Below are 26,788 nucleotides of genomic sequence, written 5' to 3'. Positions count from 1 at the left end.
AACACAAGCGCCGCTTGCGCTTCATGTCTCCCTGCGGAGTTGGTGGGCCGCTTAGTTGCGGCCGTAGACGTCCTCGAGCCGGACGATGTCATCCTCGCCCAGGTAGGAGCCGGACTGCACCTCGATGATGGTCAGCGGCACCTTGCCGGGGTTCTCCAGCCGGTGGACCGTACCGATCGGGATGTAGATCGACTGGTTCTCGTAGACCATCACCTGCTCCTCGCCGCGGGTGACCAGCGCGGTGCCGTTGACCACCACCCAATGTTCGGCGCGGTGGTGGTGCTTCTGCAAGGAGAGGCGCGAGCCCGGCGCAATGGTCAGGCTCTTCACCTGGAAGCGGTCGCCGGTGTGCAGCGACTGGTAGGAGCCCCAGGGCCGGTGGACCCGGCGGTGACTGACGGACTCGCTGCGGCCCTCGGCCTTCAGCCGGTCGACGATGCGCTTGACGTCCTGGGCTTGAGAGCGGTCGGCGACCAGCACGGCGTCGTCCACCACCACCACCACGGCGTTCTCCACCCCGACCACGGCGGTCAGGTGGTTGTCGCTGCGGACGTAGCAGTCGCGGGCGCCCTCCAGCAGCACGTCGCCGACGACGACGTTGCCTTCCCCGTCCTTGGTCCCGACGTCCCACAGCGCCGACCAGGCGCCGACGTCGGTCCAGCCGATCTCGCAGGGGACGACGGCGGCGCGGTCGGTGCGCTCCATCACCGCATAGTCGATGGAGATGCTGGGCGCCTTGGCGAAGGCGGCGGCATCCAGGCGGAAGAAGTCGAGGTCCTTGGAGCCCTGATCCAGCGCCTCGCGGCAGGCGGCCAGCACCGCCGGGGCATGGCGCTCCAGCTCGGCCAGCAGGCGGGCGGCCGGGAACAGGAACATGCCGCTGTTCCAGGCATAGGTGCCCTCGGCGAGGTAGCGCTCGGCCACCTCCAGCGACGGCTTCTCGACGAAGGCGGCGACGTTGTAGGCGCCGTCGGCCTCGTCCATGGAATGGCCGCGGCGGATATAGCCGTAGCCGGTCTCCGGCCGGGTCGGGGTGATGCCGAAGGTGACCAGCCGGCCGGCCGCCGCTGCGCGGGCGGCGATGGCGATGGCACGGTGGAAGGCGTCGGCGTCGCGGATCTCGTGGTCGGCCGGCAGGATCAGCAGCAGCGCGTCCGGATCCTCGGCCGTCACCGCGAGCGCGGCGAGCGCGCAGGCGGCGGCGGTGTTGCGGCCGGCCGGCTCCAGGATGATGCCGCGGGGGGTGCAGCGCGACTGGCGCAGCTGCTCGGCGGCGAGGAAACGGTGTTCCTGGTTGCAGATCACCAGGGGGGCCGAGAAGACGGCCTCCGCGGCTGCGCCGGGCTGCGTGGAACCGGGTTGCGCGCTGACCCGCAAGGCGGTGTCCTGCAGCATCGTCCGGTCGGAGCAGAGCGGCAGGAACTGCTTGGGATACAGTTCGCGCGACAAGGGCCACAAACGGGACCCCGTACCGCCGGACAGCAGCACCGGGACGATCTTCTGCGCGGAATTGCCGTTCATCCTGCCGCCATTCATTGTGGTGAACCTGTGACCGGGCACCGGAAAGCCGACGGTCGAAACCAGCGGCCGGCGCCATGGCGGTTCGTTATAGACCGCGCTTTCCGCGCTCCACAAGCACCCCTCCGAGACCCATCCGACATTCCGGCTAAGGGTTACCGCCTTCAGGGGGCATAAGGAAAGTCAGGGAGGAGCAAGCACCATTTGGTTTGAACAAATCATGAACATTATGTAGGCTTCTCACATGACCCAGCGGAGCTACAAATACCGGCTTTATCCGAGCAAGGCCCAGAGCGTGGCCCTGACTGAGATGCTGGGCGCGTTCTGTGATCTCTACAACGCCGCCCTCCAGCAGCGCATCGAAGCCTACAGCCGTCAGCGCAAGACGCTGCGTTACCTCGACCAAGCCAGCGAGTTGAAGGCGGTGCGCGCCGTCGACGAGCGCCTTGCCGGCCTCAGCTATTCCGCCGCACAACAGGTGCTCCGCCGTCTGGACAAGGCCTTTACGGCATTCTTCCGCCGCCTGAAAGCCAAGGCCAAAGCAGGCTTCCCGCGGTTTCGTGCCAAGAGCCGCTTCGACAGCGCCGAGTTCCGCGTCGGCGACGGGCTGACGATCCGCAAGAGCAAACGCCTCGGCATCACCGGCATCACCGGCGAGATCAAGATGAAGTGGCACCGCGACCTTCCGGCCGGAGCGACCGTGGGGGCCGCTGTTTTGTCCCGCTCGGCTGGCAAATGGTTCGTCTGCTTCCAGGTCGCGGTGCCTGACCAGGAGGGTCAGCCCCGCAACGGCGCGTCGGTGGGCATCGATGTCGGCCTCACCTCCCTTGTCGCCACCTCGGACGGCGACGTGGTCAAGACACCGCAATGGACGAAGCACGCGGCCAAGAAACAGCGTCGCCTTCAGCGTGCCCTCGCCCGCTGCAAGCCGGGCAGCCGGCGCCGGCTCAAGGCCAAGCAACGGCTTGCCCGCCACAGCGCCCAGACCGCCAACCAGCGCCGCGACTTTCTTCACAAGCTGTCCCGCTCCCTGGTGGAGCGCTACGCCGTCATCGCCTTGGAAAATTTGAGCATCGACCGCTTGGCCCGGTCGATGCTGGCCAAGGCGGTCCACAATGCTGCGTGGGGCCAACTTCGCTCCTTCCTCGACTACAAGGCTGCAAGTGCCGGTGTTCGGGTGGAGGTCGTCGATCCACGTGGGACAAGTCAGACCTGCCCAGTCTGCGGAGCTGGTGTCGCCAAGACGCTCGCCGAGCGCACGCACACATGCTCGTGTGGCTGTGTGATGGATCGCGACATCGCCGCGGCAATGGTCATTCTGCAACGGGCACAGGAACAGGGGCCGGGACACGGCCTTCGGTCGCCAAGCCAGCGGACTGCCGCATAGCTTGACCGAGAAGCTATCGCTATCAAGGTGATGGAATGTTCACCCGACCGGGGCGCCTCTTCCAAAATGAGGCGAGACAAGACTCCAAACGGGGCGGCTCCGGCATCCGGCCGCCGGGCCAACGGCCAGGTCCGAGGTTGGAGTCTTGTCGCGCCCCCTGCCCGGCGGCCCCCTCAGCCCGGGATCGGGCGGGTGATCGGGGAGAACCTGAGGGGAGAGGGGCGCGACAGAACTCCAAACCGGCCCCGGATCGGATCGATGTGGAGCCGTGAATCAAGAGCGAGTCGCGGCCGATTCGCCTCCACGACTCGGAAATGAGCGAATCGGAAGCGATTCGGGGTCGAATCGAAATGTCCCGCCTGGAGTCTTGTCGCGTCGGCCGAAAAATCCACAGGCAATGCGGACTATCCGCTGGAGTCTTGTCGCGGGAGTTCTGGAGTTTTGTCGCGCGACTCGCGATTCTCTACTGGAGTCTTGTCGCGCAAACTATTAACTGAATCAAATAACCGTACAAATAGTTTGAGCGACAAGACTCCAAATTGCTGGCACTAACCGGCCGTGATATAGGGTTCCTCGCAAAGTCGTGCCAAGGTCAGCTCGCTATGGGACAGATACATACCCTGATCACCCAGCTTGGACGTGACCAGGCGAAGGCGCTCCAAACCGATCCGGATCAGCGTTCGCTAGTCGATGTCGCCGCTGCCGTCCTCGAAGAGGAGCGGCAGGAGCTTGGCATCACCTATTCGGGTTTCGCGCTGACCGCGCTTCCCCATCGTCGTCTTCCCGACGACCAGCCGTGGGAGCGGCGCGGACATAAGATCCGCTTGCTGATCGAGCCTGGACGACTGCCGATCCGCAACGGTGGCTTTAAGCTTTACGGCGTTCCCTACGGCAGCCGCGCGCGGATGATCCTGCTGTATCTGCAGACCCGCGCGATCCAGACCGACAGCCGCGAGGTCGAGCTGGGCCGCAGCATGCACGAATGGCTGGACCGCATGGGCCTGTCGGTGGGCGGCCAGACCTACCGCGACATCCGCGAGCAGGCCTCGCGCATCGCCGCCTGCAACCTGACCTTCGCCTGGGAGGACGCCCACAGCATCGGCTTCGAAAAGGGGTCGATCGTCAAGGGCGGCATCCATTTCTCGGCCAATGCCGGGGCGGAGCCGGGCCAGGGGTCGCTGTGGGAAGACCGCGTCCTGCTGTCGGAAGCCTTCTTCCGCGAGCTGAAGGCCCACCCGGTGCCGATCTGGGAGCCGGCGCTGCGCCACATCCAGAACAACAGCACCAGCATCGACATCTATATCTGGCTGGCCTACCGGCTCCACAGCCTGAACCGCTCCACCCCCATCACTTGGCCGGCGGTGTTCGAACAGTTCGGCGCCGGCTACAGCCGCCTGCGCGATTTCCGCAAGCGCTTCATCGAGGCCTTGCAGCTGGCGCTCGCCGTCTATCCCGACGCGCGGGTCGATGTGGAGGAACAGGGGCTGATGCTGCACCCCTCGCCGCCGCCGATCCCGGAGCGCAAGTTCGCCCAGCTTTGCCGGTGACGTTGCCTTCGGAGCGCCGGCTTGTCAGCTTTCCGGCCAACCGGAGCCGGCGCTTCGTCTGCACGACCATCATGCCTGCGAAGGCGGGGATCCAGGCTACCACTCCAAGCATTTGAAACGGCTGGATTCCCGCTTTCGCGGGAATGACGGCTTGCAGACATTCAAGCCTGCAGCGCCGGTTTCTCCCCCTGCGACAAGACTCCAAACTCCGCCCCTCAGGGATTGGCGCGCAACGCCTTCGCCAGCGGATCGAGCAGACGGCGGAGCATTGAATCCAAAAGACTTTCGTCCAGGCTGCCGGACAGTGCCAGGGACTGGGGCGGTGTCATGAAGAAGGGCGCTCCGCCGGCGGATCCGCTGCGTTGAAGGGTCGCCGCAAGCGCCAGGAGGCGTCCGCCCTGCTGCCTACCCTCCGGCCGCAACGTGGCATGGACCAGCAGCAGCAGGGTGCCGGGATCGGCGATGCGGGCATCGTTGGGAGCGAGCGCGGTGACCGCCGGGCCGGAGGCCAGCAGCCCCGACAGCACCGCGGCGGCACGGCCGCACAGCGCGTCGTCACCCAAATCCGGGACAGGCCCGCCGTCGGCGTCCACCGCGCAGAGCAGGCCGACGCGCTCGACACGCTGGAAGAAGGGCAGGGGCGACATGGCGGCGGTCTCCGGGATGTGAAGGAGCAGGCTCGCGGCGAGCAGCAGCGCCGGGCGGATCCGCATCATCGCACCTCCTCGGGGTCGGCGGTGGGGCCGGCATCGTCCGGCGGACGGACAGCTTATAGGCGCAAGAGGGCAGGGGCGGAACGGATGCTTCCGGAAAGCCCCGGGGCTTCTCAGGCCGGCACCGGCTCCCGGTTCGCTATGAGACTGTTGATCGCCTGCTCCGCCAATGCCGAGCGGAGCGGCAGCCGGCCGTACAGTTCCGGCGGGGCGAGGGAGCGGGCGCGGTCGTCGCTGACCACGTCCACCAGCAGGACGATCCGCTGCTCGTCGGGAGCGTTCTCCACCTGGTGGGGGAAAGTGAAGTCGCCGGCCCACGGAGTCCCGGCCGGATAGGCGGCGGGGCTGTCGCCAATCCAGGTGACGGCGGCGGGCGGGGCGATGATCGGCACGATCAGCCGTGCTTCGGGCTGCTGCAGGCCGGCGCCGTCGTAATTCCAGCGGAGCAGGCCGCCGGGTTCCTGCCGGTGGACGTAGCAGGACAGGATGCGGCAGCCCAGCCCCTCCAGCAGGGCGCGGGCGCTCGGCATCATATCCAGCGCCGGGGTCGGACGGCCGGCGGCGCGCAGGTTGTCGGGGCCGAGCCCCTCCTCGATCAGGGTGATCGACGACCAGCTGCCATCGCCGGCCATGAACATGCGCCCTTCATCCCCCGTCGCCGCGTCGAGGGCCGCGAACTCGCGCTGGAGCGGCACCGGGTCGGCGCGGACGGTCAGCGGGGCGTGCAGCATCAGGCCGCTGCCGACGGTGACCTGCTGCCAGGGGTGACATCCTCCTCCGCCTGAAGACGGAGGCTTCGCAGCGCGCGGCCTAGGCCGCGCGCTGCAGGCCCTGTCCGGGCCGGGTTCCAAAGGCACGATACTCCACCACTTGCGCTGCGGCCACGTCCCGGTGGGCCGTGTACCCGCAATGCAGACAGCGGTGTTCGCGCTCACTTAGCGCCTTCTCCACACGACCGTCGCAGACCGGGCAGGTCTGCGAGGTGCCGCTCGGATCAACCGGGATCGTCACCTTACCGGCCCATGCTGCCTTGTAAGTGACCATCGCGATCAGCGTTCCCAGAGCCACGTCATGCGCGCTGCGCGCCAGTATGCCGCGGCACAGCCCTTTCACGTTCAACGCCTCGTGACCGAGACGACCAGCCAGATTGACCACCAAGCGGCTGGCCTTGTGCAGGCGGTCCTTGCGGCGGCGTGCCACCCGGCGCTGCGCTTTGGCCGCAAGCCGCGTTGCCTTCCGGTAACGCTGCGAGTGTTTCTTGCCCGGTCGGCGCCGCCGGGCCATCGCGCGCTGGTGCGTCGCCACGACCGGCTGCTCCTCGGCCCAGCACCGCTCCCGCGGCACCGTCAGACCGTTCGACATGGCCACAAGGTCGATGAAGCCAAGGTCCACGCCGAGGTCGGGCAGGAGAGGCTGCGGGCCGACGTCGCCGTCGTGCCGGCACTGGACGATGAGGAACCAACCATCGACACGGCTTGTGAGCACCGCGGTTACCGGCTTACCGCACAGCGGCCGGTGCAGGAACAGTCGCATGCCGCCGTCAATGCCGGCGATGCGAAGGCGCGTGCGGCCGGTCTTCTTATCGGTGCGCAGCGTCAAACCGTCGCCGAACCGGAACTCGGCTGAGGAAAACCAGGAGCGCGCCTTGTAGCGTGGAAAGCCGGGCTTTTCGCCGCGTCTCACGCGGCAAAAGAACGCTTGGTAGGCTTTGTTGACGCGGCGCAGGAGTTGCTGTTGGGCGGTGTAGGACCAGCGCGCCAGATCGGGCATGTCGGCGCGGAGGGCCGGCAGTTCGTTGGCCTGATCCTCGTAGGAGAGGGAAACGCGCCGGCGTTTCCAGGCTTCCTCGCGCTGCTGGAGGGCGGCATTGTAGAGGCCGCAGAAGTCAGCGAGCATAGCGTGGAGGCCGTCGGCCTGACGCTGCTTTGGGTAGACCCGGAACTCCTGCGAGGACACAAAGGACATGCAGGCTGTTCTAGTTTTGTTCACGCTTGGCGTCAAGCGCCAAACGTGATGCGCATTCCCCCGCCTCCTTCAGGTGGCGGGAGAATGCGCTGAAGATAATGGAGGGACTGCATGGCGGGCGGGCCGTTCGGTTGTGGTTCCGTTCAGTTCTTAAACTTTTTCCGGGGGATGTGCCAGTCGGGCCGTCCCGATCGAGCGGATGGTCTTATGCATCGACAGCGGCGATGGATGGTTGCAGGCTGTCGCCCCCGTTCTCCGTCTTCCGGGCATCGTCCTTCCATGCGGATCCTGTTCGTCCACCAGAACACCCCCGGCCAATACAAGCATCTCGTCCGCCATTTCGCGGCGGATCCGGCCCATCAGGTCGCCTTCATCGGCAAGGTCCGGCGCGAACTGCCGGCCGGGGTGCAGTTGGCGCTCTATCGGCCGACGCGCGAGCCGGGCGAGGCCACCCATCCCTATATCCGCATGTTCGAGGGGCAGGTGCTGCACGGGCAGGGCGCGGTGCGCGCCGGTCTGGCCCTGCAGAAGGAAGGCTTCACCCCCGACGTGATCTGCGCCCATCCCGGCTGGGGCGAGGCCTTGTTCCTGAAGGACCTGTTCCCGCAGGCGCGCCTGCTGCTCTATTGCGAGTTCTTCTACCGGGCCGAGGGCTCCGACGTCGGCTTCGATCCGGAGCGGCCAGTGACGCTGGAGACGCGCTGCCGCATCCGCACCAAGAATGCCACCCTGCTGACCGGGCTGGACGCAATGGATTGGGGCGTCAGCCCGACGGAGTGGCAGCGGCGGCAGCATCCCGACGCCTTCCGCCCGCGCATCTCGGTGATCCATGACGGGGTCGACACCGCGGTCTGCCGGCCGGATCCGGCCGCCACCGTCACCCTGCCCGACGGCCGGACCCTGTCGCGCGAGGACGAGGTGGTGACCTATGTCGCCCGCAACCTGGAGCCCTACCGCGGCTTCCCCACCTTCATGCGGGCGGCGGCGGAACTGCTGCGGCGCCGGCCCAAGCTGCACATCCTGATGGTCGGCGGCGACGAGGTCAGCTACGGCGCCCCGCCCGACGGCGGCGGCACCTGGCGCGAGAGGATGTGGCGGGAGACGATGCTGGACGCCGCCGGCGCGCCCAAGCATGAGGCGGCGCGGCTGCATGTTCTGGGCAAGCTGCCCTATGAGCAGTACCTGTCGGTCCTGCGCGTCTCGCGCGCCCACATCTACCTGACCTTCCCCTTCGTTTTGTCCTGGTCGATGCTGGAGGCGATGGCCTGCGGCGCCGTGATCGTCGGCTCCGACACACCGCCGGTCGCCGAGGTGATCGAGGACGGGGTGAACGGGCTGCTGACGGACTTCTACGATCCGCCGGCGCTCGCCGACCGGGTGGAGACGGTGCTGGACGATCCGGACCTGCGCGCCGCCCTGTCGGCCGCCGCAAGGCGCACGGCGGTGGAACGCTTCGACCTCGCCACCGTCTGCCTGCCGGCACAGATCCGCCTGCTGCAGGACGTGCAGGCCGGGCGGATGCCGGGCCTTTAGGAAGGGGACCTAACGGCCCGCCGCCAACCTCTCCAGGTCACTCCGCACCGCCTCGAACACCGGCGTCCAATCCTCCGTCCGGACCCTGGCGGTAGAGGCGCATCGACGGGTACCAGGGGGTGGCGGGGCCGGTGCGGCCGTAGACCCAGTAGGGGACATGCTGCACCAGGTTCCACACCGGAACCCCCAGCGAGCCGGCGAGGTGGGCGACCGAGCTGTCGGTCATGATGACCAGATCCAACTCCTCCAGGGCCGCCGCGGTGTCGGCGAAGTCCTGCATCTCCGGCCCCAGTGCCGTGATGGGCGGATCGGGCAGGGCCTGCAGCTCGGCCTCCGGCGGCCCCTTCTGCAGGCTGTAGAAGGCGGTGCCGGGAACCGACAGCAGCGGCAGGAAGCGCTCCAGCCCGGCGGCGCGGATGTGGTTGTCGCTGAAGCCCTGGTTGCCGGACCAGACGATGCCGACCCTGAGCCGGCCGTCGCGAGCCCCCAGCAGCCGGGCGGCCTTGGCGCGCGCCTCCTCCGGGACGGTCAGGCGGGCCGGCGGCGGCACCGTGGCGGCGGTGGTGCCGAAGCGGTGCGGCAGGCCGATGATCGAGCTGTGGACGTGACAACTCCGTCGCCTGAAGGGCGACGGCTTCTCGGACCAGCTATGCGGCATCCCGCTGACTTGGCGTCCGAAGGCCGTGTCCCGGCCCTGTTCCATGTCCTGCCCTCTGCAGGATGACCTTCGCTGCCGCAACGTCCCGATCCATCACGCATCCGCAGTCGCAGCGGTGCGTGCGGTCGGCGAGCGTCTTGGCGACGACGGCCCCGCACTCCGGGCAGGTCTGAGAGGTTCCGCGCGGATCGACAGCTTCCACCCGAACACCAGCGTTCGCAGCTTTGTAGTCGAGGAAGGATCGAAGTTGGCCCCATGCGGCGTTGTGAACGGCCTTGGCGAGCATCGACCGGGTCAGACAGTCAACGCCCAAGTCCTCCAAGGCAATGACGGCGTAGCGGTCTACGAGCGAGCGGGACAGCTTGTGCAGGAAGTCCCTGCGCCGGTTGGCCGTAGCCGCGCTGTGACGCGCCAGCCTGCGCTTCGCCTTGAGCCTGCGCTTGCTGCCCCGCTTGGCGCGGGCAAGCGCACGCTGAAGACGACGCTGTCTCTTGGCCGCACCCTTTGTCCATTGCGGAGCAGCGACCGTTTCCCCGTCCGAGGTGGCGATGAGCGACGACAGGCCCAGATCGAGGCCGACCGACGCGCCGTCGCGCGGCTGAACCTCTTCGTCGGGCATCGTGATCTGAAAGCACACGAACCACTTTCCGGCGGCGCGCGACAGCACGGCGGCTCCAACCTTGGCGAAGGCCGGAAGATCGCGGTGCCACTTCACCTTCACCTCGCCGGGGATGCCAACGACACTGAGGCGCTTGCTCTTGCGGATCGTCAGCCCGTCGCCAACCCGGAACTCGGCGCTGTCGAACATGCTCTTGGCGCGGAAGCGCGGGAACCCGGCCTTGCCCTTCCTCACGCGACCGAAGAACGCCACGAACGCCTTGTCCAGCCGGCGGAGCACCTGTTGCTCGGCGCTGAAGCTGTAGCCGGCCAGCCGCTCGTCAGCCGCCCGGACATCCTTCAATTCGCCGGCCTGATCGACGTACCGCAGGGCCTTCCCGGCCCGGCGGTACGCCTCGATCCGCTGCTGAAGGGCAGCGTTGTACAGGTCGCAGAAGGCGCCAAGCATCGCCTCGAACCCGGCAACCTGCGCCGTGGTCGGGTAGAGGCGATACTTGTAGCTCAGGACCGGCATCGGTCACTTGCCCTTCTGGTTTTCGATGTAGCGGCGGATCGTCTCTTCCGAGACGCTGCCGACCGTTGCGGCAAAATAGCTGCGGGACCAGAGCGTTGGAAGCCTGGACCGCAGCGCTGGGAACTCGTCACGAAGAACCCGGCTGGACTTTCCCTTCAGGCGGTTGACGATTTCGGCAACACCAAGTGTTGGATCAGCCTCAACGAAGACGTGAACATGATCGGGCATAACTTCCAGCGCGTGGAACGTCATATCGTACTCGGACGCCACTTCGCCAAGAACTTCCCTAAGCCGGTCGTCAATCGGTGGCGTCAGTACGGGGCGCCGATATTTCGGGCACCATATGATGTGGTATTTCAGCGAAAATACCGCCCCGGCGTTCTTAGCATAGCGCGTCGTCATGCGAGAGATTATGCTTCTGCCAGAAAACTAACGCAACAGCAAAGGAGGCGCGGCTTCCGCTGCCGGCTTAAGCCGGCATTCCCCGCCGCGAAATCATGATGGCCGGTGGAGTGGGGGAGAAGGGCGGCTAGAAACCATAGAGAAGCGGGTCCGGCACCCACAAGACGCGACATCCGTCAAACAGTATCGCCTTTGGGGCGTGTCCATCCGCCCGCGCCGCCTGCCGACAGGCCTTGCAAGGGCGGTCATCCTGAATTAACCCGATCGTCAGAAAGCACCGGTTACGGTCGGGGTTCATTTCGATCCCGATGCGGCGCCCGCCCCGGAGCATCCGGCCGGCGGGGTCCGGCCCGGCGGTTTCGAACGATGCGGCTTCAATGGACGGAACCGGCGGTGACGACACACTCCAGCAAAGCGGGCGGGGCCATGCCAGGGACTCCGGCGGATGGATCGGAGGAGTCCGCCCTGTCCGGGACCGGCTTGGAGGCCGGCCTGCGCATGCTGGACGGCCGGTCGGTCCTGATCACCGGGGGGACCGGCTCCTTCGGGCGCCGCTTCGTCGAGACGGTGATGCGCCACGCCACGCCGCGCCGGGTGATCATCTTCTCCCGCGACGAGTTCAAGCAGTACGAGATGCAGCAGCGCATGCCGGCGGAATGGGCACCGACGCTGCGCTATTTCATCGGCGACGTGCGCGACCGCGAGCGGCTGGAACTGGCGATGCGCGGCGTCGATTTCTGCGTCCATGCCGCGGCGCTGAAGCATGTGCCGGCCGCCGAATACAACCCGATGGAATGCATCCACACCAACGTCTACGGGGCGGAGAACGTGGTGCGGGCGGCGCTGTCGATGGGGGTGCGGCGCGTCGTCGCGCTGTCGACCGACAAGGCGGCCAACCCGATCAACCTCTATGGCGCCAGCAAGCTGGCATCGGACAAGATCTTCATCGCCGCCAACAACCTGTCAGGCGCGCTCGACACCCGCTTCGCGGTGGTGCGCTACGGCAACGTGGTGGGCTCGCGCGGCAGCGTCGTCCCGCTGTTCCGCAAGATGATCGCCGACGGCGCCGACCATCTGCCGGTCACCGACGAGCGCATGACCCGCTTCTGGATCACGCTGCAGCACGGCGTCGATTTCGTGCTGTCCTGCTTCGCCATGATGCAGGGCGGTGAGATCTTCGTGCCGAAGATCCCGAGCATGCGCATCGCCGACCTCGCCCGCGCCATGGCGCCGGACCTGCCGCAGAAGATCGTCGGCATCCGGCCGGGCGAGAAGCTGCACGAGGTGATGATCACCGAGGATGATTCCCGCCAGACCTACGAACTGGCCGACCGCTACGTGATCGAGCCGGCCTTCGCCTTCTGGCAGCATGCGCCGTACGAGCGGCTGAACGCCCGTCCGGTGGCCGACGGCTTCCGCTATGCCAGCGACGGCAACGACGACTGGCTGGACGGCGAGCGGCTGCGCGACCTGCTCGCGGAAGCGCCCTGATGGCGGATCCTCTAGCGGCGGATGCCCTATCGGCGGATCTGCCCTTCCTCCCCTACGGCCGCCAGTCGGTGGAGGAGGAGGACATCGCCGCGGTGGCGGCGGTCCTGCGCGGCGACTGGTTGACCCAGGGGCCGGCGGTCGCCGCCTTCGAGCGGGCGCTCGCCACGCGGGTGGGGGCGGCCGATGCGGTGGCCTGCGCCAACGGCACCGCGGCGCTGCGGCTGGCCTATGCCGCGCTCGGCATCGGGCCGGGCGACGCGGTGGTGGTGCCGTCCAACACCTTCCTCGCCACGGCGTCGGCCGCCCGCCACGCCGGGGCCGAGGTCGCCTTCGCCGACGTCGATCCCGACAACGGCCTGATGGGCGTGGCCGAGGCCGAGGCCGCCATCGCCCGCGCCCGCAAAGCCGGCTGGCGCGTCCGCGCCCTCGCCCCCGTCCATTATGCCGGGCAGACCGCCCAAATGGCCGGGGCGGCCGGGCTGGCGGCACTCGCGCAGGCGGAGGGGCTGGCGCTGGTCGAGGATGCCTGCCACGCCATCGGCACGGTGGATCTGTCCCCGGATGGCGAGACGCCGGTCGGCGCCGGGCGTGCGGAGGTGGAGGCGGGGTCGCTGACCGTCTTCTCCTTCCATCCGGTCAAGACCATCGCGGCCGGGGAAGGCGGGGCGGTCACCGGCGGCGATCCGGCGCTGATGGCGCGGGTGCGGCGCCTGTGCAACCACGGCATGATGCGCGTGCCCGAACCGGGGGAGGGCTTCGCCGACCCCGACGCCGCGCTGGATGCGGAGGGAAAGCCCAACCCCTGGTACTACGAGATGGCGGAGCCCGGCTTCAACCACCGCCTCTCCGACATCCATGCAGCATTGGTGCTGAGCCAGCTCGGCCGGCTCGACCGCTTCGTCGAACGGCGGGCGCGGCTGATGGCGCTCTATGCGGAGCGGCTGGCGCCGCTGGCCCCGCTGGTGCGGCCGCCGGCCCTGGTGCCCTGGTGCCGGCCGGCCTGGCACCTGTGCGCGGCGCGCATCGGCTTCGATGCTGCTTTCGATGCTGCGGGGCGGACCCGCTCGGCCGTGATGACGGCCCTGCGCGGCCTGGGCATCGGCACCCAGGTGCACTATATCCCGGTCCATCGCCAACCCTACTGGCGCCGCCGTTACGGCGACCTCGCCCTGCCCGGCGCCATGACCCATTATGCCCATACGCTGTCGCTGCCGCTGTTCCCGGCCATGGCCGACGGCGATGTCGACAGGGTCGCCGCGGCGCTGGAACGGGTCCTGTCCTGACGGATGTCCAGCCGGCCATCCTGACGGAAGATCAGTGTCCAGACCGTTTCGTCCAAGCGATTCCGTTAGCGTTTTGGACAGGATGGACGGATAACAATGGCGTCGTCAGGACGGCATAGGCCTAGGTCCAACGGCTGTAGAGCCGCATGGCCGGGGTCGGGTCATCCCGAACGCCGCTCCACAGTGCTTCGCGTACGGACCTCCGAATTTGCTTCGCAACACGCTCTGGAATCTGCTTGGCGAGGGGCTCCCCATGTTGGCGGCCCTCCTGTCGATTCCGTTGCTCATCTCCGCCGTCGGGATGGAGCGTTTCGGCGCGCTGACCCTGATCTGGGCGCTGCTCGGCTATCTGGGGGTGCTCGACCTCGGGCTGGGACGGTCGCTGGTGCAGGTGGTCGCCGACCGGATCGGACATGCGGGCCATGAGGGAGGTCCGGAAAACAAACCCGGAGATGACCAGGGCCGCGGCGGCACGGCGGGCATCGCCGGGCCGGCCATCGCCCTGATGGGGGCCATCGGCCTCTTGACCGGCGGGGCGGTGGCGCTGGGCGCCGGGCTGCTGGCCGACCGGTTCCAGCTGGATACCGGCACCTCGCCGGACGAGATCCGGCTGAGCCTGCTGATCGCCGCGGCCATCGTGCCGATCGCACTGGTCTCCGCCGGCCTGCGCGGCGTGCTGGAGGCCCACCAGCGCTTCCGCCCGATCAGCCTGGTGCGGATGACGGTGGGGGTGCTGAACTACCTGAGCCCGCTCTGCGTGCTGCCCTTCAGCCAGAGCCTGGTGCCGGTGATCGCCGCCATCGCGGCGGGGCGCTTCATCGGGCTGGTCGGCTATGGCGTGCTGGCCGTGCGCCAGATGCCGGACCTGCTGCGCCCCATCCGCTGGGGCCGGCCGAGCTTGCGCGGGCTGTTCACCATGAGCGCCTGGATGATGCTGAACAACCTGGTCGGCCCGGCGATGCTCTATGCCGACCGCTTCATCCTGCTCAGCCTGGTGCCGGCGGCGATGGTCGCCTTCTACACCACCCCGTTCGAGCTGCTGTCGCGGCTGATGGTGATCCCCGGCGCCCTGTCGCTGGCGCTGTTCCCGCTGGCCTCCAGCCTGTTCCGGCGCGATCCGCCGGCGCTGGGCCGCATCCTGGACGCCGGAGGCCACCTGACGCTGGCGGTGTTTCTGGCGATGCAGGCCGCCACCATCGTCGGCGGCGAGACGGCGCTGGGGCTGTGGCTGGGTCCGGCCTTCGCCGCCAACAGCGCGTCGGTCCTATCGATCCTGATGCTGGGCGTCTTCTTCAACGCCACCGCCTATGTGCCCAACACCCTGATCCAGAGCGTCGGGCGCGTCGATGTGACCGCCCGGCTGCAGCTGGCCGAGTTGCCGGTCTATCTCGGCGTGCTGTGGCTGCTGGCCGAGCGCTATGGCGCCGTCGGCGCCGCCGCGGCCTGGAGCCTGCGCACGGCGGTCGATTGCGGGCTTCTGCTGGTCCTGCTGCCGCGCGTGGCGCCGGGCACGGGGGCGGTGGCGCTGACCATCGGCCTGCGCGCGCTGCTGGCCGGAGCGGCGGGAACGGCCGGGCTGCTGGTTGGCGGGCCGGTGGGGGCGGCGATCAGCCTGACCGGCCTGCTGGCCGTCGGCCTGGGCGTCGCCGGCCGGCTGCTGCGCACGCGGTCCTGGGAGAAGCTGTCCGCCCCGCTGCGCAAGTCCCGCGCCGCCCGGCTGATCGACGGAACCGCGGCCGACCGGATGTAACGTCACCTCGTCAAGACACGGTTGCGCGGGTGGTTCCTTTGCCGCCGGAAATGCGCTATGTGAGCGGAAACTCTGTGCAACGCTGGTTGGAGTTCGAAGGCCATGGCCGAGGGTACTGTGGACTATTACGCGATGGTCGAAGAGGCTTGGCAGCTCAGCGACACCGCGCGCGACTATGTGAAGAACGCCGGCCGCGAGGTGGACAACACCGAGCTGTGGGAGAAGGTGTTCGCCTCTTCGCCGCTGATCGACCTGGAGCGCACCCGCGCCGAAGGCGGCCAGCCGCTGCAGAAGATCTTCTTCAAGAACCCCTACGGCCTGCAGTACCGCGCCGACCACAAGGACTGGATCCCGTTCCGCCACGGCGCGCTCGACCCGGCCTATCTCCAGGTCATCTGACCGGGCAGTCTGGACGGCCGGTCTGGACGATTGTCCGGCGGGCAGTGCCGTCTTGCGGCGGGAGTTTAGGGAGCGGGCATGGCGCGGCTGGTGGCGGGGCAGGGCTTCGCCCTCGATCTGGATGAGGCCCGGCTGGCGAACGGCTTCGTCGCCGACGCCTTCACCACCGTGCCGGACGCCTCCTCCATCGCCGCCGGTGCCGGCAGCCTGACCGTCGCCCGCACGGTCGCCGGCCGGGCGCACGCCACCCTTCTGGACTATGCCGCCTCCGGCAGCGGGGCCGCGGCGGCCGTCCGCTTCACCGGGTTGAGCGACCGCGATGCGGCCGGGCTCTTGCGCTACCGGATCGAGGGGCTGGACGTCGCGCTGACCGGCGGGACGCTCGACCGGCTCGGCGCCCGCATCTTCCAGCAGATCGACGGCTTCGTCGGGGCGGACGGCAACGACAGCGTCCATCTCGGCGTGCCGGGCGGGCGCAGCTTCGACGGCGGCGGCGGCATCGACCGTGCCATCTACACCGCCGACCCGCGCCGCTATGCCCTGCAAGGCGGCGCCTACCGCGCGGAGACGCCGGTGGTGGTGGCGCTCGACGGCAGCGGCCGGCGCCATGCCGTGGTGTCGAGCCGGAACGCCGATACGCTGACCGACGTCGAGCTGGTCAGCATCGACGGCCGCACCGCCGCCCCGGCGGCGCTCGCCTTCGACGCGCGGAGTTACCTCGCGGCCAACCGCGACCTCGCCGCCGTCTTCGGCGACAATGTGGTGGCCGCCGCCGCCCATTATTCCTGGAACGGCCGGAACGAGGGGCGCAGCCTGGGCGGATTCGACGCGCTGGGCTATCTGGGCGCCAATCCCGACGTGCTGGCCGCCGTCGGCGTCGATGCCGGGGCCGCCGTTCAGCATTACCTGGCCTATGGCGCCCGCGAAGGGCGGACGGCGGGTTTCGATCCCTACGGCTATCTCGCCTCCCACCCCGACGTGCTGGCCGCCGTCGGCATCGATCCGGCGGCGGCGGTGCTCCACTATGCCCGCCACGGCCGGGGCGAGGGGCGCAGCGTGACCTTCGACGCGGCGGCCTATCTGGCGGCCAACACGGACGTGGCGGCGGCCACCGGCGGCAACGCCGCTGCGGCCAAGCTCCATTACCTCGCCTTCGGCCTCGGCGAGGGGCGGCCATTGCGGGTGACCCCCGGCCGGTCCCCGGCGGCGGCCTCCATGAGGGCCGCTTCCATGAGATCGGCCATGCCGGCCGCCGCCGCACTCCTGGAGCCGCAGGGGACGCCGCAGGAGACGCCCCAAGGGACATCTCTTGGGACATCTCTTGGGACGCCGCAGGGGGTGCCGGTCGTGGTGACCGGGACGGCCGGCAACGACACGCTGAGCGGCAGCGCCGCCTATGACGCGCTGGGCAACCCGATCACCGACGCGGTGGACGGGCTGGCCGGGATCGACAGCTTCGTGCTGACCGGCGCGCTCGCCTCCTACTCTCTGGCCATCGATGCCAACGGCAATCTCGTGGTCGGCGGTCCCGACGGCACCGACACGCTGACCGGCATCGAGCTGCTGCAGGCCACCGACGGGGTTTATCCGGTGGGATCTCTGGTCGGCTTCTCCCAGCCGTCGCTGACGGGCCTGACCGTCTCGACCTCCGCCTCCACCGGCGCCGATTATCTGGTGGGCGGGATCATGGGGGACGCCATCGGCGGCGGGGCGGGGAATGACACCATTGCCGGGCTCCTCGGCAACGACACGCTGTTCGGCAATGCCGGCAACGACGTTCTGCTGGGCGGCGACGGCGCCGACCAGCTGGAGGGCGGGGCGGGCAACGACCTGATGTTCGGCGGAGCGGGGGACGATCTGCTGCGCGGCGACGTCATCGACGTCGTCGGCAACGACACCCTGCTGGGCGAGGACGGCAACGACTGGCTCGACGCCGGGGCGGGCAACGACTGGCTGGACGGCGGCGTCGGCAACGACACGCTCTATGGCGGGCTGGGCGGCGACGTGCTGCGCGGCGGCGGCGGCGACGACGTGCTGTTCGGCGACGTCTATTCCGACCGCAGCCACGAGATCTCGGTCAACGCCGCCGACACCACCACCGTCTACGAGGACGTCCTGCTGGGCGGCGCCGGCAGCGACACGCTGGTCGGCGGCTATGGCGCCGACCTGATGGACGGCGGAGCGGGGGCGGATGTCTTCTCCATCCGCAACCTGAACGAATCCACCCTGGCCGCCCCCGACGCCATCATCACCTTCAACGGTGCCGTCGTGGCGCAGCAGGCCCTGCAGGGGCTGGCGAGCTACGCCACCGTCGGGGCCGAAGGCGACCGCATCGACCTTTCGGAAATCGACGCCATCACCGGCACCACCGCCAACGATGCCTTCACCTTCGTCGGCACCGCCGGCTTCACCGCGGCCGGCCAGCTGCGCTATCAGACGTCCGGAACGGTGACGCTGATCGAGGGCGACGTGAACGGCGATCGCGCGGCCGACTTCCGCATCCAGGTCAACATCGCCAACTACACCTTCTCCGCCTTCGACTTCGTTCTGTAGGCGCGCGGCGGCCACCCTCATGATGTTCACCCTCGTCAGGACCGAACGGTTCGAGCAGGAGATCAAGAAAAGCCGCTTCCTGGCCCACGCCGCCCCGGCCGGCAGCGAGGAGGAGGCGCGCCGCGTCATCGCCGCCGGCAGCAGCCCGGATGCCGGCCACAATTGCTGGGCGTTCCGGATCGGCGACATCTACCGCTTCAGCGACGACGGCGAGCCCGGCGGGACTGCGGGGCGGCCGATCCTGCAGGCGATCGAAGGGCAGGGCCTTGACCGCGTGGCGGTGGTGGTCAGCCGCTGGTTCGGCGGCATCCTGCTGGGCGCGGGCGGGCTGGTGCGCGCCTATGGCGGCACGGCGGCCAGCTGCCTGAAGGCGGCGGAGCGCGAGCCGATCGTCGACTACGCCATCCTGTCCGTCGCCTGCGCCTTTGCCGAGGAGGCACGGATCCGCTCCAGCCTCGGTCCCTTTCCCGGCACCCAGGTCGAAACCACGGGCTTCACCGCCGACGGCGTCCAGCTTCGCGTCACGCTGCCCCGCGACCGTGCGGAGGATTTCACCCGCATGGTCACCGACCTCTCCCGCGGGCAGGCGGTGATCGGACCTGTCGGAGATCGCGGATAAGCGGAAGCGTGACCGTTTTCCATAAGGCTCATTATGTGTTTTTCATGGCATGAAATCATGATGAAAAATTATGGATTTGTGGTTTGGAAGCTTGTCGCGGTGCCGCCGGGCCTGCCGGCCGACGGAGAAGGCTGACGAGAAAACCACCCCTTTTTCGTGCGCTAAAAATGGCGGTTCCCCGTAGAGCGGCAATTTTGAGCAATCGCCGGTGAATGCGGAGTTCCGCCGAAATCACCGGGTGAAATTTCTCCATGCTTCTTCCGCTTTACTTGGAAGGATCGCCCGTTCTAGCCGGTGATACCCCGACTTATCGAGTTGTGGGCGGCGGTTTCCTCCTCATATTTGGGTGAATACGGCCGATTGGCCCAACAAATCATCACCGGAGCGCGGTTGCGTGTCCGGCAGCCGGCGGGAAATGCCCCCGTCCCGGTCATGCCGCCCTGCCGCCGTCAAGGAGGACCATCTGTGCGCGACGTACTGATTGCGGACGCCGGCCTCGCGGATCTGGACCGGCTGCTCGACCGTTGCCGGCCGAACGTTCGGGTCGTCCGGGTGGCGGCCGATGAGGATGGCGGGAAGGCCCTGGCCGATGCGCTTGCCGGGCGGCCCGCGGCCATCCATCTGCTGGCCCATGGCGAGCCGGGCGCGGTCCGCCTGGGCGCCCGTCCGCTCGATGTCGCGGCGCTGGAGGGGACCGGGGAAGAGGCTGCAGAGGCGGACAGGCGTTCCTGGCCGCAGGCGCCGGACACGGAGATCCTGATCCATGCCTGCGACGTCGGGGCCGACGGCGGCCGCTTCGCCGCGGCGCTCGCCCGGGCGACCGGCGCACGGGTCGCCGCCGCCAGCCATCCGGTCGGTCATCCGTCGCTGGGCGCTTCCTGGGACCTCGACGTGACCACCGGGCCGGTTGCCGCCGCCCTGCCCTTCTCCGGCACCGGCGACTGGGTCCATCATTTGGCCTACAGCGGCACCCCGTCGGACGGCGACGACACGCTGGTCGGCGACGACACCGGCAACATCATCGACGGCGGGGCCGGCAACGACAGCATCGCCAGCGGCAGCGGCGACGACAGCCTGGTCGGCGGGGCCGGCGACGACACGCTGGCCGGCGGCGGCAACACGGGCGTCGCGGCCGGCGACACCATGAATGGCGGGCTGGGCGCCGACCATTATGTCGGCGGCAGCGGCTTCAACATCGTCACCTACGAGGACGCCACCGCCGGCATCACGCTGGACCTGATCGACGGCGCCAACAACACCGGCGAGGCGGCCGGCGACAGCTTCGAGAACATCCAGCGCTGGATCGGCTCCGAGTATGCCGACAGCATGACGGCGGGCGATACGGCTGTGTGGTTCTGGGGCCATGGCGGCAACGACGTCGAGCATGGCGGGGCCGGCAACGACACGCTGGAGGCCGGCGACGGCAACGACAGCGTCTTCGGCGGCGGCGGCAACGACCAGCTCTACGGCCGCGCCGACAATGACGAGCTGCATGGGGAACTCGGCGACGACACGGTGGCCGGCGGCGGCGGTGCCGACCTGATCCATGGCGATGCCGGCAACGACCTGCTGAAGGGCGACTGGGAACGCGACACCATCCATGGCGGCGACGGCGACGACACCATCCTGGCCGGCATCGTCTCCGCCGGCAGCTATGCCCAGACCCAGGCCGACACGATCTTTGGCGAGGCCGGCAACGACCGCTACATCGTCGTCAGCCAGTATGACGCCGGCACCGTCAGCTTCGACGGCGGCACCGGCACCGACACGCTGGAGGTCCGCTCCGACGACCTGAGCAGCTTCAACGGCTACGACCTGGAATATTACACCGCCGTCGCCTCCCCCACGATCGACCTGACGGGGATGACGCTGGCCGGGGTGGAGCGGCTGGAGCTGACCGGCGGCAGGGCGCATGACGTGACGCTGACGGGCGCGCAGGCGGCCGGCTTCGAGGCCATCGCCGGCAGTGCGGCGTCCGACACCCTGCGCATCGCCGGCAGCGCCGACCTGTCGGCGGTGGCCCTGTCGGGCATCGAGGCCATCGACGTCACCGGCAGCGGCGCCACCCTGACGCTCGCGGCTTCGCAGCTGGCCGGGCTGGCGCTGACAGGCAACGGCAACGCGCTCGCGGTGGCGGCGTCCGGCAATGGGGCAGCCGTGGATCTGTCGACGGCCACCGGCTTCGCGCAGGTCGCCCTGACCGGCACCGCCGGGGACGACGACCTGACGGTCGGGGCCGGGACGACCGTCACCGGCAACGGCGGCGGCGACATCATCCGCATCGCCGCCGGGACCACAGGTGCCGTCACCGTTACCGACGCCGCCATCGGCGACCGTCTGGTGATGGAGGGCGCCGACCTCGCCGGCATGCAGGTGGAGACGGCCGCCGGCTCCACCGTGCTGCGCCTCGGCAGCGGTCTGGCCGTGACCCTGACCGGAAGCTTCGACGCCAGCCAGTTCCGGGCCGGCAGCGGCGGCAGCGTCACCATCGTTCAGGCCAACCGCGCCCCGGTGGCGGAGGAGGACAGGACGCTGACCGCCCAGGCCGGCGGCACCGTCGCTCTCGGCATCGCCGCCCCGACCGACGCCGACGGCGACGCCCTGACGGTCACCGTCACCGGGCTGCCGACCGGCGGCACCCTGACGCTTGCCGACGGCACCGTTGTGACCGCCGATCAGAGCCTGACGCTCGCCCAGTTGTCGGCCCTCACCTTCACCGCGGCGTCCGGCACGGTCGGCGATGCCGGGGCCTTCACCTACCGGGTCGACGATGGCCATGGCGGCATCGACACCCAGAGCGTGGCGCTGACGGTGGAGGCCGCTCCGGTCGTCTCGCCGCCCCCGCCCCCGCCTCCTCCGCCTCCCCCGCCCCCGCCCCCTCCGCCGCCGCCCGTCCCCACTCCCGATCCCGTGCCCGATCCGGTGGTGGAGCCGGCGGTCAACACCGCCCCGGTGGTCCAGGCCGACAAGACGATGACCGTCCAGGATCGGACGGCGGTGTCGCTCGGCATCGCGGCGCCCACCGATCCCGACGGCGACGCGTTGACGGTGACGGTGACCGGGCTTCCCGCCGGCGGCACCGTGCGGCTGGCCGACGGCAGCGCCGTGGCGGTGAACCAGACCCTGTCGGCGGCCGACCTGCCGGCGCTGACCTTCCTGGCCGCCGACGGCATGTCGGGCGACGCGGGGGCCTTCGCCTACCGGGTCGAGGACGGCCATGGCGGCGCCGTCGCCCAGCGCGTGGCCCTGCAGGTGGCGCCGTCGGCCGACCCCGCCTCCACTCCCCAGGCGCCGTCCGCAGGGGGGCTGCCGGCCGGCTTCAACGCGCTCGCCTACATCGCCTCCCACCCCGACCTGATCGCCGCCTTCGGCGCCAACGCCGAGGCCGGCACCCGGCATTACCTGCAAAGCGGACAGGCGGAAGGGCGGACGGTCACCTTCGACCCGCTGGCCTACACCGCCTCCTTCCCCGAACTGATCGCAGCCTTCGGCACCGACGCCGATGCCGCGGCCCGGCACTACATCGAGCTCGGCCGGGCGGAGGGGCGGCAGCCGAACTTCAACGGCCTGGCCTACATCGCTTCCCACCGGGACCTGATCGCCGCCTTCGGGACCAACGCCGACGCAGGCACCCGGCACTACATCCAGAACGGCTACGCCGAGGGTCGGAGCGTCACCTTCGACGGCTACAATTATCTGGCGGCCAACCGCGACGTGGCGCTCGCCTTCGGTGCCGATCCCGATGCCGCGGCCCGGCACTACATCCAGAACGGCCTGTCGGAGGGGCGGCCGGCCCAGGGCTTCGACGCGCTGCGCTACATCGCCAGCAACCCGGACCTGATCCAGGCCTTCGGTCCCGACGTCCAGGCGGCCGAAATCCATTACATCCAGGTCGGCTACGCCGAGGGCCGGTCACTGACCGCCTTCGACCCCGCCGCCTATCTGGCGAGCAATCCCGAGATCGCCGCGGAGTTCGGCACCAGCGACGCCGCGATCGAGCTTGCCTACATCAAGCGCAGCACCTCGACCGAGACGGCGGCCATGCCCGCAGCCATGGCGACGGCGCCCATCGCCGTCACCATGCTGGCGGCGGGGATGACCGGATCGGAGGCGCTGGGGATCGGCAGCGGCTTCCACGACCCGTCCTTCTCCGGCACGGCGCTCGGCACGCTGGCGGCGGGCGACGGCGGGCTGTCCGGCCGGGAGCGGACGGAGCTTCCCGCCTGAGCGGCGCGGAGGTTCTGGATAGGGTCTTGCGCAAAGATGGCGGCGCCGGGGCTTCCCCGGCGCCGCTTTCCGTTGGTCCGGTCCGTCAGCGGCCGCCGGCGGTCCTGGCGCGCTCGGCCTTCGCCATGGACGGCAGCGCCACGTCGATCACCAGCCGGTGGCCGCGGTCCTTGTCCGGGGCCAAGGTGGAGACGGCGAGCAGGCGCACCGGCGCGCCCTTGGCGTCGTCCTCGCCATCCTCGTCGCTGAACAGCAGGCGGGTGCCGCCGCCGTCCCGCTCTGCCCGGTAGCCGAGCGCCGTCGCCGGCAGGCGGCCGGACGGGGCGGCCTGCCACAGCGTGCCGGGCAGCCTCACCTCCAGCCGGCCGTCGGGGCGCCGCACCGGCGTCTCGTAACGCGGGTCCTGGTCGAGGTCGAGCACGATGCGCAGCCCGTCCCCGCCATTGGCGGTGCGGATCCGCTCCACATGACGCTGGCCCTCGGGGCGTTGAGCTTCGGGGCGCTGGGTTCCGGGGCGGGCTGCGGGCTGGAAGCTGACCGGCTGGGCGGGGGCTGCGTCGCCCCGGGGGTCGGGCTTCACCGCCGGAACCGGAGCTGCGGGAACTGGAACTGGCGGAGCCGGGGAGGCGACAGGCTGTGAAACCGCGGGCTGGGCGGCGGCCGGTTGGGCGGCCAGTTGGGCGGGCGGCCGGGTGGCGGCCTGCGCAGGGGGGACCGCCTTGGCCGGTTCCTTGCCCAGTTCGACGAAGCCGCCGGTGCGCCCCTCGGCGCGACCATGCTGGACATAATGGGCGTAGCCGCTGGAGGCCTGCCCGCTGCGGATGGCGGCGACGACGTCGGGATTGGCGGCCAGATAGCCCCGCTCCCGCCAGCCGGTCGGCGGCGCCAGGGCGCTGTCGATCTGCGGGGTGCGGCGCAGGCCGGACATCAGCGACCCGTGCAGGCCGAGCCCTTCCACCGCCAGCGACAGCCACATGGGCGTCAGCAGCAGAAGCAGAAGGCGCAGCAGCTGGGAGATCGGCGACAAGGCGGGGTGCGTCCGGCGAAGGGGAAACGGCACCGGTCACGTCGGCCCGGCGTTCCCCGCATGCCTACTCCCAAGCGCGCCGTCCGGTCCAGGAAAAGCCGCCGGCCGGAGGGGGGTGCTTTTTCGGCTATCAACCCCTTTGACCACCAACGATGCGGGGTACCCCATCGTTCGGGTGGCCGCCCGTCGGCGCGATGCACACCTTGGGTTGGCCGCAGCCGTTCGGCGCCACCCCTTAGAGTTTCGGAACCGGGAAGCCTTCATGGAACAGATGCGAGACGGATCGCCGGCCGATCCGGCGCGGGACCCCTCCTCCCCCCTCTCCTCCAAAGGGCAGCCTCAGGCCGAGGGTTCCCAACCCGGCCCCAACCCCAACTCCGGCTCCAACCCCGGCCCCAATCCTGGTCCAAGGCCCGGCCCGCCTCTCGATCCCGGCATCGCCGGGCTGGTGTCGGCGCTGCGCATGCTGGGCATCCCGGCCGATTACGACGGCGTGCGCCATGCCTGCGGCGGCGAATCCCCCGACCTGACCGGTCTGGTCCGCCAGGCCCACCGGCTGGGCGCCAAGGCCCGCGTGGTGAAGACCAAATGGGAGCGGCTGGACCGCACGCCGCTGCCCGCCCTGGTCCCCGGCCCCGACGGCGGCTTCCTGGTGCTGGCCAAGGCCGGCAACGACCGCGTGCTGGTGCATGACGCCGCGACCAACCAGACCCGCATCCTCGACCGCGACGGGTTCGAGCCGCTGTGGACCGGCCGGCTGCTCTGCCTGGGGCGCAAGGGCACGATGGGCATGGGCCAGCCGCGCTTCGACGCCCGCTGGTTCGGGGCGGTCGCCTGGAAATACCGCGGCATCCTGGGCGAGGTGCTGCTCGCCTCCTTCTTCATCCAGCTGTTCGCGCTGGTGACGCCGCTGTTCTTCCAGGTGGTGGTCGACAAGGTGGTGGTGCACCGCAGCCTGGGCACGCTGGACGTGCTGATGGTCGGCATGCTGGCCGTCATCCTGTTCGAGGCGGTGTTGGGGGGCCTGCGCACCTACACCTTCGCCCACACCGCCAACCGGCTGGACGTGGAGTTGGGGGCCAAGCTGTACCAGCGGCTGCTGTCGCTCCCCATGGGCTATTTCGCGGCGCGCCGGGTCGGCGACAGCGTCGCCCGCGTGCGCGAGCTGGAGACGATCCGCAACTTCATGACCAGCTCCACCATCACGCTGGTGCTGGACCTGCTGTTCACCGTGGTCTTCCTCGGCGTGATGCTGCTGTACAGCCCGATGCTGACGGCGATCGTCGCGGCCTCCTTCCCCATCTACGTCCTGATCAGCCTGGTGGCGACGCCGATCCTGCGCCGCCGGCTGGACGAGAAGTTCGCCCGCGGCGCCGAGAACCACAGCTTCCTGGTCGAGACGGTGTCGAGCATCGAGACGGTCAAGGCCATGGCGGTGGAGCCGCGCATGCAGCGCCGCTGGGAGGACCAGCTGTCCGGCTATGTCCGCGCCGGTTTCCGCGCCGGCAACCTGAACAACATCGCCAGTCAGTCGGTGCAGTTCGTCTCCAAGATCTCGACCATGCTGGTGCTGTGGCTGGGGGCGAAGCTGGTGATCGAGGGCAGCCTGACGGTGGGCGAGCTGGTGGCCTTCAACATGTTCGCCGGCCGCGTCGTCCAGCCGGTGCTGCGCATCGCCCAGCTGTGGCAGGATTTCCAGCAGGTGCGGCTGTCGATGCACCGCATCGGCGACATCCTGAACACCGCGCCCGAACCGCTGCAGAGCCCCGGCCGCGCCGCCATGCCGGCGATCAAGGGCGACCTGACCTTCGACCACGTCACCTTCCGCTACCGCCATGACGGGCCGGAGACGCTGAGCGACGTGTCGCTGCACATCCCGGCGGGGCAGGTGGTCGGCATCGTCGGCACGTCGGGCTCGGGCAAGAGCACGCTGGCCAAGCTGCTCCAGCGCTTCCATGTGCCGGAGCGCGGGCGGGTGATGGTGGACGGCACGGATCTCTCGACCGCCGACGCGGTGTGGCTGCGCCGGCAGATCGGCGTGGTGCTGCAGGACAATGTCCTGTTCTCAGGCACCATCCGCGAGAACATCGCGCTGACCGACCCGACGATGGAGATGGGCCGCGTCGTCGCCGCGGCGAAGCTGGCCGGCGCCCACGACTTCGTCGTCGAGCTGCCCGACGGCTACGACACCGTGGTGGGGGAGCGCGGCGCCAGCCTGTCGGGCGGGCAGCGGCAGCGCATCGCCATCGCCCGCGCGCTGGTCACCAACCCGCGCATCCTGATCTTCGACGAGGCGACCTCGGCCCTCGACCATGAGTCCGAGCGGATCATCCAGGCCAACATGCGCCGCATCTGCGCCGGCCGCACCGTGCTGATCATCGCCCACCGCCTGTCCACCGTCGCCATCGCCGACCGCATCGTCACGGTGGAGCGCGGCCGCATCGTCGAGGACGGCGCGCCCGACGAGCTTCTGCGCCGCGGCGGCCGTTACGCGACGCTGTTCCGCGGGCAAATGGGGCAGCTGCCGGGGGGGAACCCGCCGCCAGCGGACGGGCTGATCGAACAACGGGCCGCGGGCTGAGGG

The 26,788-nt window shown here is 69.4% G+C and carries 19 protein-coding genes; 11 read left to right on the top strand and 8 right to left on the bottom strand.

The genetic code is table 11. The features are described 5' to 3' along the window. Positions 1-51: 51 nt before the first annotated feature. Positions 52-1,521, bottom strand: a complete 1,470-nt coding sequence (locus ACWPKK_RS29540) for a mannose-1-phosphate guanylyltransferase/mannose-6-phosphate isomerase (protein WP_452011699.1) — start codon at positions 1,519-1,521, stop codon at positions 52-54. Between the two features lie 241 nt (positions 1,522-1,762). Between ACWPKK_RS29540 and ACWPKK_RS29535 the strand changes: the two genes are divergently transcribed. Beyond that, positions 1,763-2,905: an RNA-guided endonuclease InsQ/TnpB family protein gene (locus ACWPKK_RS29535; protein ID WP_452011697.1), complete on the top strand. Its 1,143-nt coding sequence runs from the start codon at positions 1,763-1,765 to the stop codon at positions 2,903-2,905. 602 nt (positions 2,906-3,507) lie between these two features. Beyond that, positions 3,508-4,452 carry a replication protein RepA gene (locus ACWPKK_RS29530; protein WP_012978551.1) on the top strand — a complete coding sequence of 315 codons (945 nt, stop codon included), beginning with the start codon at positions 3,508-3,510 and terminating at the stop codon, positions 4,450-4,452. A 215-nt stretch (positions 4,453-4,667) separates the two neighbouring features. Here ACWPKK_RS29530 and ACWPKK_RS29525 read toward each other — a convergent pair whose 3' ends face one another. The 3 genes from ACWPKK_RS29525 to ACWPKK_RS29515 form a co-directional block, all read right to left on the bottom strand. After that, positions 4,668-5,168 carry a hypothetical protein gene (locus tag ACWPKK_RS29525; RefSeq protein WP_452011694.1) on the bottom strand — a complete coding sequence of 167 codons (501 nt, stop codon included), beginning with the start codon at positions 5,166-5,168 and terminating at the stop codon, positions 4,668-4,670. A 110-nt stretch (positions 5,169-5,278) separates the two neighbouring features. Next, a complete protein-coding gene (locus ACWPKK_RS29520; protein WP_452011691.1) occupies positions 5,279-5,896 on the bottom strand; it encodes an aspartyl/asparaginyl beta-hydroxylase domain-containing protein in 618 nt (205 codons plus the stop codon). 79 nt (positions 5,897-5,975) lie between these two features. Then, positions 5,976-7,130 (bottom strand): RNA-guided endonuclease InsQ/TnpB family protein, encoded by a 1,155-nt coding sequence (locus tag ACWPKK_RS29515; RefSeq protein ID WP_452011688.1) that lies wholly within the window; start codon positions 7,128-7,130, stop codon positions 5,976-5,978. A gap of 279 nt (positions 7,131-7,409) precedes the next feature. Between ACWPKK_RS29515 and ACWPKK_RS29510 the strand changes: the two genes are divergently transcribed. Further along, positions 7,410-8,663, top strand: a complete 1,254-nt coding sequence (locus ACWPKK_RS29510; RefSeq protein WP_452011686.1) for a glycosyltransferase family 4 protein — start codon at positions 7,410-7,412, stop codon at positions 8,661-8,663. Between the two features lie 37 nt (positions 8,664-8,700). On the opposite strand, the gene ACWPKK_RS29505 is transcribed toward ACWPKK_RS29510, so the two are convergent. The 3 genes from ACWPKK_RS29505 to tnpA are packed head-to-tail and all read right to left on the bottom strand — an operon-like array spanning position 8,701 to position 10,855. Further along, positions 8,701-9,321 carry a glycosyltransferase family 9 protein gene (locus ACWPKK_RS29505; protein ID WP_452011683.1) on the bottom strand — a complete coding sequence of 207 codons (621 nt, stop codon included), beginning with the start codon at positions 9,319-9,321 and terminating at the stop codon, positions 8,701-8,703. Further along, positions 9,311-10,453, bottom strand: a complete 1,143-nt coding sequence (locus ACWPKK_RS29500) for an RNA-guided endonuclease InsQ/TnpB family protein (protein WP_452011681.1) — start codon at positions 10,451-10,453, stop codon at positions 9,311-9,313. The genes ACWPKK_RS29505 and ACWPKK_RS29500 overlap by 11 nt, the downstream gene beginning before the upstream one ends. A 3-nt stretch (positions 10,454-10,456) precedes the next feature. Then, the gene (gene tnpA, locus ACWPKK_RS29495; protein WP_452011679.1) at positions 10,457-10,855 is read right to left on the bottom strand and encodes an IS200/IS605 family transposase; all 399 of its coding nucleotides are present in this window, start codon (positions 10,853-10,855) and stop codon (positions 10,457-10,459) included. Between the two features lie 498 nt (positions 10,856-11,353). On the opposite strand from tnpA, the gene pseB reads away from it, so the two are divergent. From pseB to ACWPKK_RS29460, 7 genes are all read left to right on the top strand, one after another. Continuing rightward, positions 11,354-12,346 carry a UDP-N-acetylglucosamine 4,6-dehydratase (inverting) gene (gene pseB, locus ACWPKK_RS29490; RefSeq protein WP_452012125.1) on the top strand — a complete coding sequence of 331 codons (993 nt, stop codon included), beginning with the start codon at positions 11,354-11,356 and terminating at the stop codon, positions 12,344-12,346. Beyond that, on the top strand, positions 12,346-13,629 hold the full coding sequence (locus tag ACWPKK_RS29485) for an aminotransferase class I/II-fold pyridoxal phosphate-dependent enzyme (protein WP_452011676.1): 1,284 nt from the start codon (positions 12,346-12,348) through the stop codon (positions 13,627-13,629). The genes pseB and ACWPKK_RS29485 overlap by 1 nt, the downstream gene beginning before the upstream one ends. 253 nt (positions 13,630-13,882) lie before the next feature. Beyond that, a complete protein-coding gene (locus tag ACWPKK_RS29480; RefSeq protein WP_452011674.1) occupies positions 13,883-15,379 on the top strand; it encodes a flippase in 1,497 nt (498 codons plus the stop codon). Positions 15,380-15,481: 102 nt separating this feature from the next. Beyond that, the gene (locus ACWPKK_RS29475) at positions 15,482-15,778 is read left to right on the top strand and encodes a hypothetical protein (RefSeq protein ID WP_044553747.1); all 297 of its coding nucleotides are present in this window, start codon (positions 15,482-15,484) and stop codon (positions 15,776-15,778) included. A gap of 78 nt (positions 15,779-15,856) precedes the next feature. Next, on the top strand, positions 15,857-18,331 hold the full coding sequence (locus tag ACWPKK_RS29470; protein WP_452011670.1) for a calcium-binding protein: 2,475 nt from the start codon (positions 15,857-15,859) through the stop codon (positions 18,329-18,331). Between the two features lie 22 nt (positions 18,332-18,353). Further along, positions 18,354-18,950 carry an IMPACT family protein gene (locus tag ACWPKK_RS29465; protein ID WP_452012122.1) on the top strand — a complete coding sequence of 199 codons (597 nt, stop codon included), beginning with the start codon at positions 18,354-18,356 and terminating at the stop codon, positions 18,948-18,950. A gap of 465 nt (positions 18,951-19,415) precedes the next feature. Continuing rightward, positions 19,416-23,177, top strand: a complete 3,762-nt coding sequence (locus tag ACWPKK_RS29460; RefSeq protein ID WP_452011667.1) for a DUF4347 domain-containing protein — start codon at positions 19,416-19,418, stop codon at positions 23,175-23,177. An 85-nt stretch (positions 23,178-23,262) separates the two neighbouring features. Here the strand turns inward: ACWPKK_RS29460 and ACWPKK_RS29455 are convergent, their stop codons facing one another. Continuing rightward, positions 23,263-24,204, bottom strand: coding sequence for a hypothetical protein (locus ACWPKK_RS29455; RefSeq protein WP_452011664.1), 942 nt, complete (start codon positions 24,202-24,204; stop codon positions 23,263-23,265). 262 nt (positions 24,205-24,466) lie between these two features. Between ACWPKK_RS29455 and ACWPKK_RS29450 the strand changes: the two genes are divergently transcribed. Beyond that, positions 24,467-26,785 (top strand): type I secretion system permease/ATPase, encoded by a 2,319-nt coding sequence (locus ACWPKK_RS29450; RefSeq protein WP_452011662.1) that lies wholly within the window; start codon positions 24,467-24,469, stop codon positions 26,783-26,785. Positions 26,786-26,788 lie beyond the last annotated feature (3 nt).

The organism is Azospirillum largimobile (genome assembly GCF_977007025.2).
The sequence above is the reverse complement of the archived record's forward strand: the minus strand, read 5'-3'. Positions and strand labels throughout refer to the sequence as shown.

Excerpts from the sequence above, each read along its gene's own strand:
- pseB (WP_452012125.1), top strand. The coding sequence starts at position 11,354 with ATGCTGGACGGCCGGTCGGTCCTGATCACCGGGGGGACCGGCTCCTTC.
- ACWPKK_RS29450 (WP_452011662.1), top strand. The coding sequence starts at position 24,467 with ATGGAACAGATGCGAGACGGATCGCCGGCCGATCCGGCGCGGGACCCC.
- tnpA (WP_452011679.1), bottom strand. The coding sequence starts at position 10,855 with ATGACGACGCGCTATGCTAAGAACGCCGGGGCGGTATTTTCGCTGAAA.
- ACWPKK_RS29465 (WP_452012122.1), top strand. The coding sequence starts at position 18,354 with ATGTTCACCCTCGTCAGGACCGAACGGTTCGAGCAGGAGATCAAGAAA.
- ACWPKK_RS29470 (WP_452011670.1), top strand. The coding sequence starts at position 15,857 with ATGGCGCGGCTGGTGGCGGGGCAGGGCTTCGCCCTCGATCTGGATGAG.
- ACWPKK_RS29525 (WP_452011694.1), bottom strand. The coding sequence starts at position 5,168 with ATGATGCGGATCCGCCCGGCGCTGCTGCTCGCCGCGAGCCTGCTCCTT.
- ACWPKK_RS29475 (WP_044553747.1), top strand. The coding sequence starts at position 15,482 with ATGGCCGAGGGTACTGTGGACTATTACGCGATGGTCGAAGAGGCTTGG.
- ACWPKK_RS29500 (WP_452011681.1), bottom strand. The coding sequence starts at position 10,453 with ATGCCGGTCCTGAGCTACAAGTATCGCCTCTACCCGACCACGGCGCAG.
- ACWPKK_RS29535 (WP_452011697.1), top strand. The coding sequence starts at position 1,763 with ATGACCCAGCGGAGCTACAAATACCGGCTTTATCCGAGCAAGGCCCAG.
- ACWPKK_RS29515 (WP_452011688.1), bottom strand. The coding sequence starts at position 7,130 with ATGTCCTTTGTGTCCTCGCAGGAGTTCCGGGTCTACCCAAAGCAGCGT.
- ACWPKK_RS29510 (WP_452011686.1), top strand. The coding sequence starts at position 7,410 with ATGCGGATCCTGTTCGTCCACCAGAACACCCCCGGCCAATACAAGCAT.
- ACWPKK_RS29505 (WP_452011683.1), bottom strand. The coding sequence starts at position 9,321 with ATGCCGCATAGCTGGTCCGAGAAGCCGTCGCCCTTCAGGCGACGGAGT.
- ACWPKK_RS29530 (WP_012978551.1), top strand. The coding sequence starts at position 3,508 with ATGGGACAGATACATACCCTGATCACCCAGCTTGGACGTGACCAGGCG.
- ACWPKK_RS29485 (WP_452011676.1), top strand. The coding sequence starts at position 12,346 with ATGGCGGATCCTCTAGCGGCGGATGCCCTATCGGCGGATCTGCCCTTC.
- ACWPKK_RS29520 (WP_452011691.1), bottom strand. The coding sequence starts at position 5,896 with ATGCTGCACGCCCCGCTGACCGTCCGCGCCGACCCGGTGCCGCTCCAG.
- ACWPKK_RS29480 (WP_452011674.1), top strand. The coding sequence starts at position 13,883 with ATGTTGGCGGCCCTCCTGTCGATTCCGTTGCTCATCTCCGCCGTCGGG.
- ACWPKK_RS29540 (WP_452011699.1), bottom strand. The coding sequence starts at position 1,521 with ATGAACGGCAATTCCGCGCAGAAGATCGTCCCGGTGCTGCTGTCCGGC.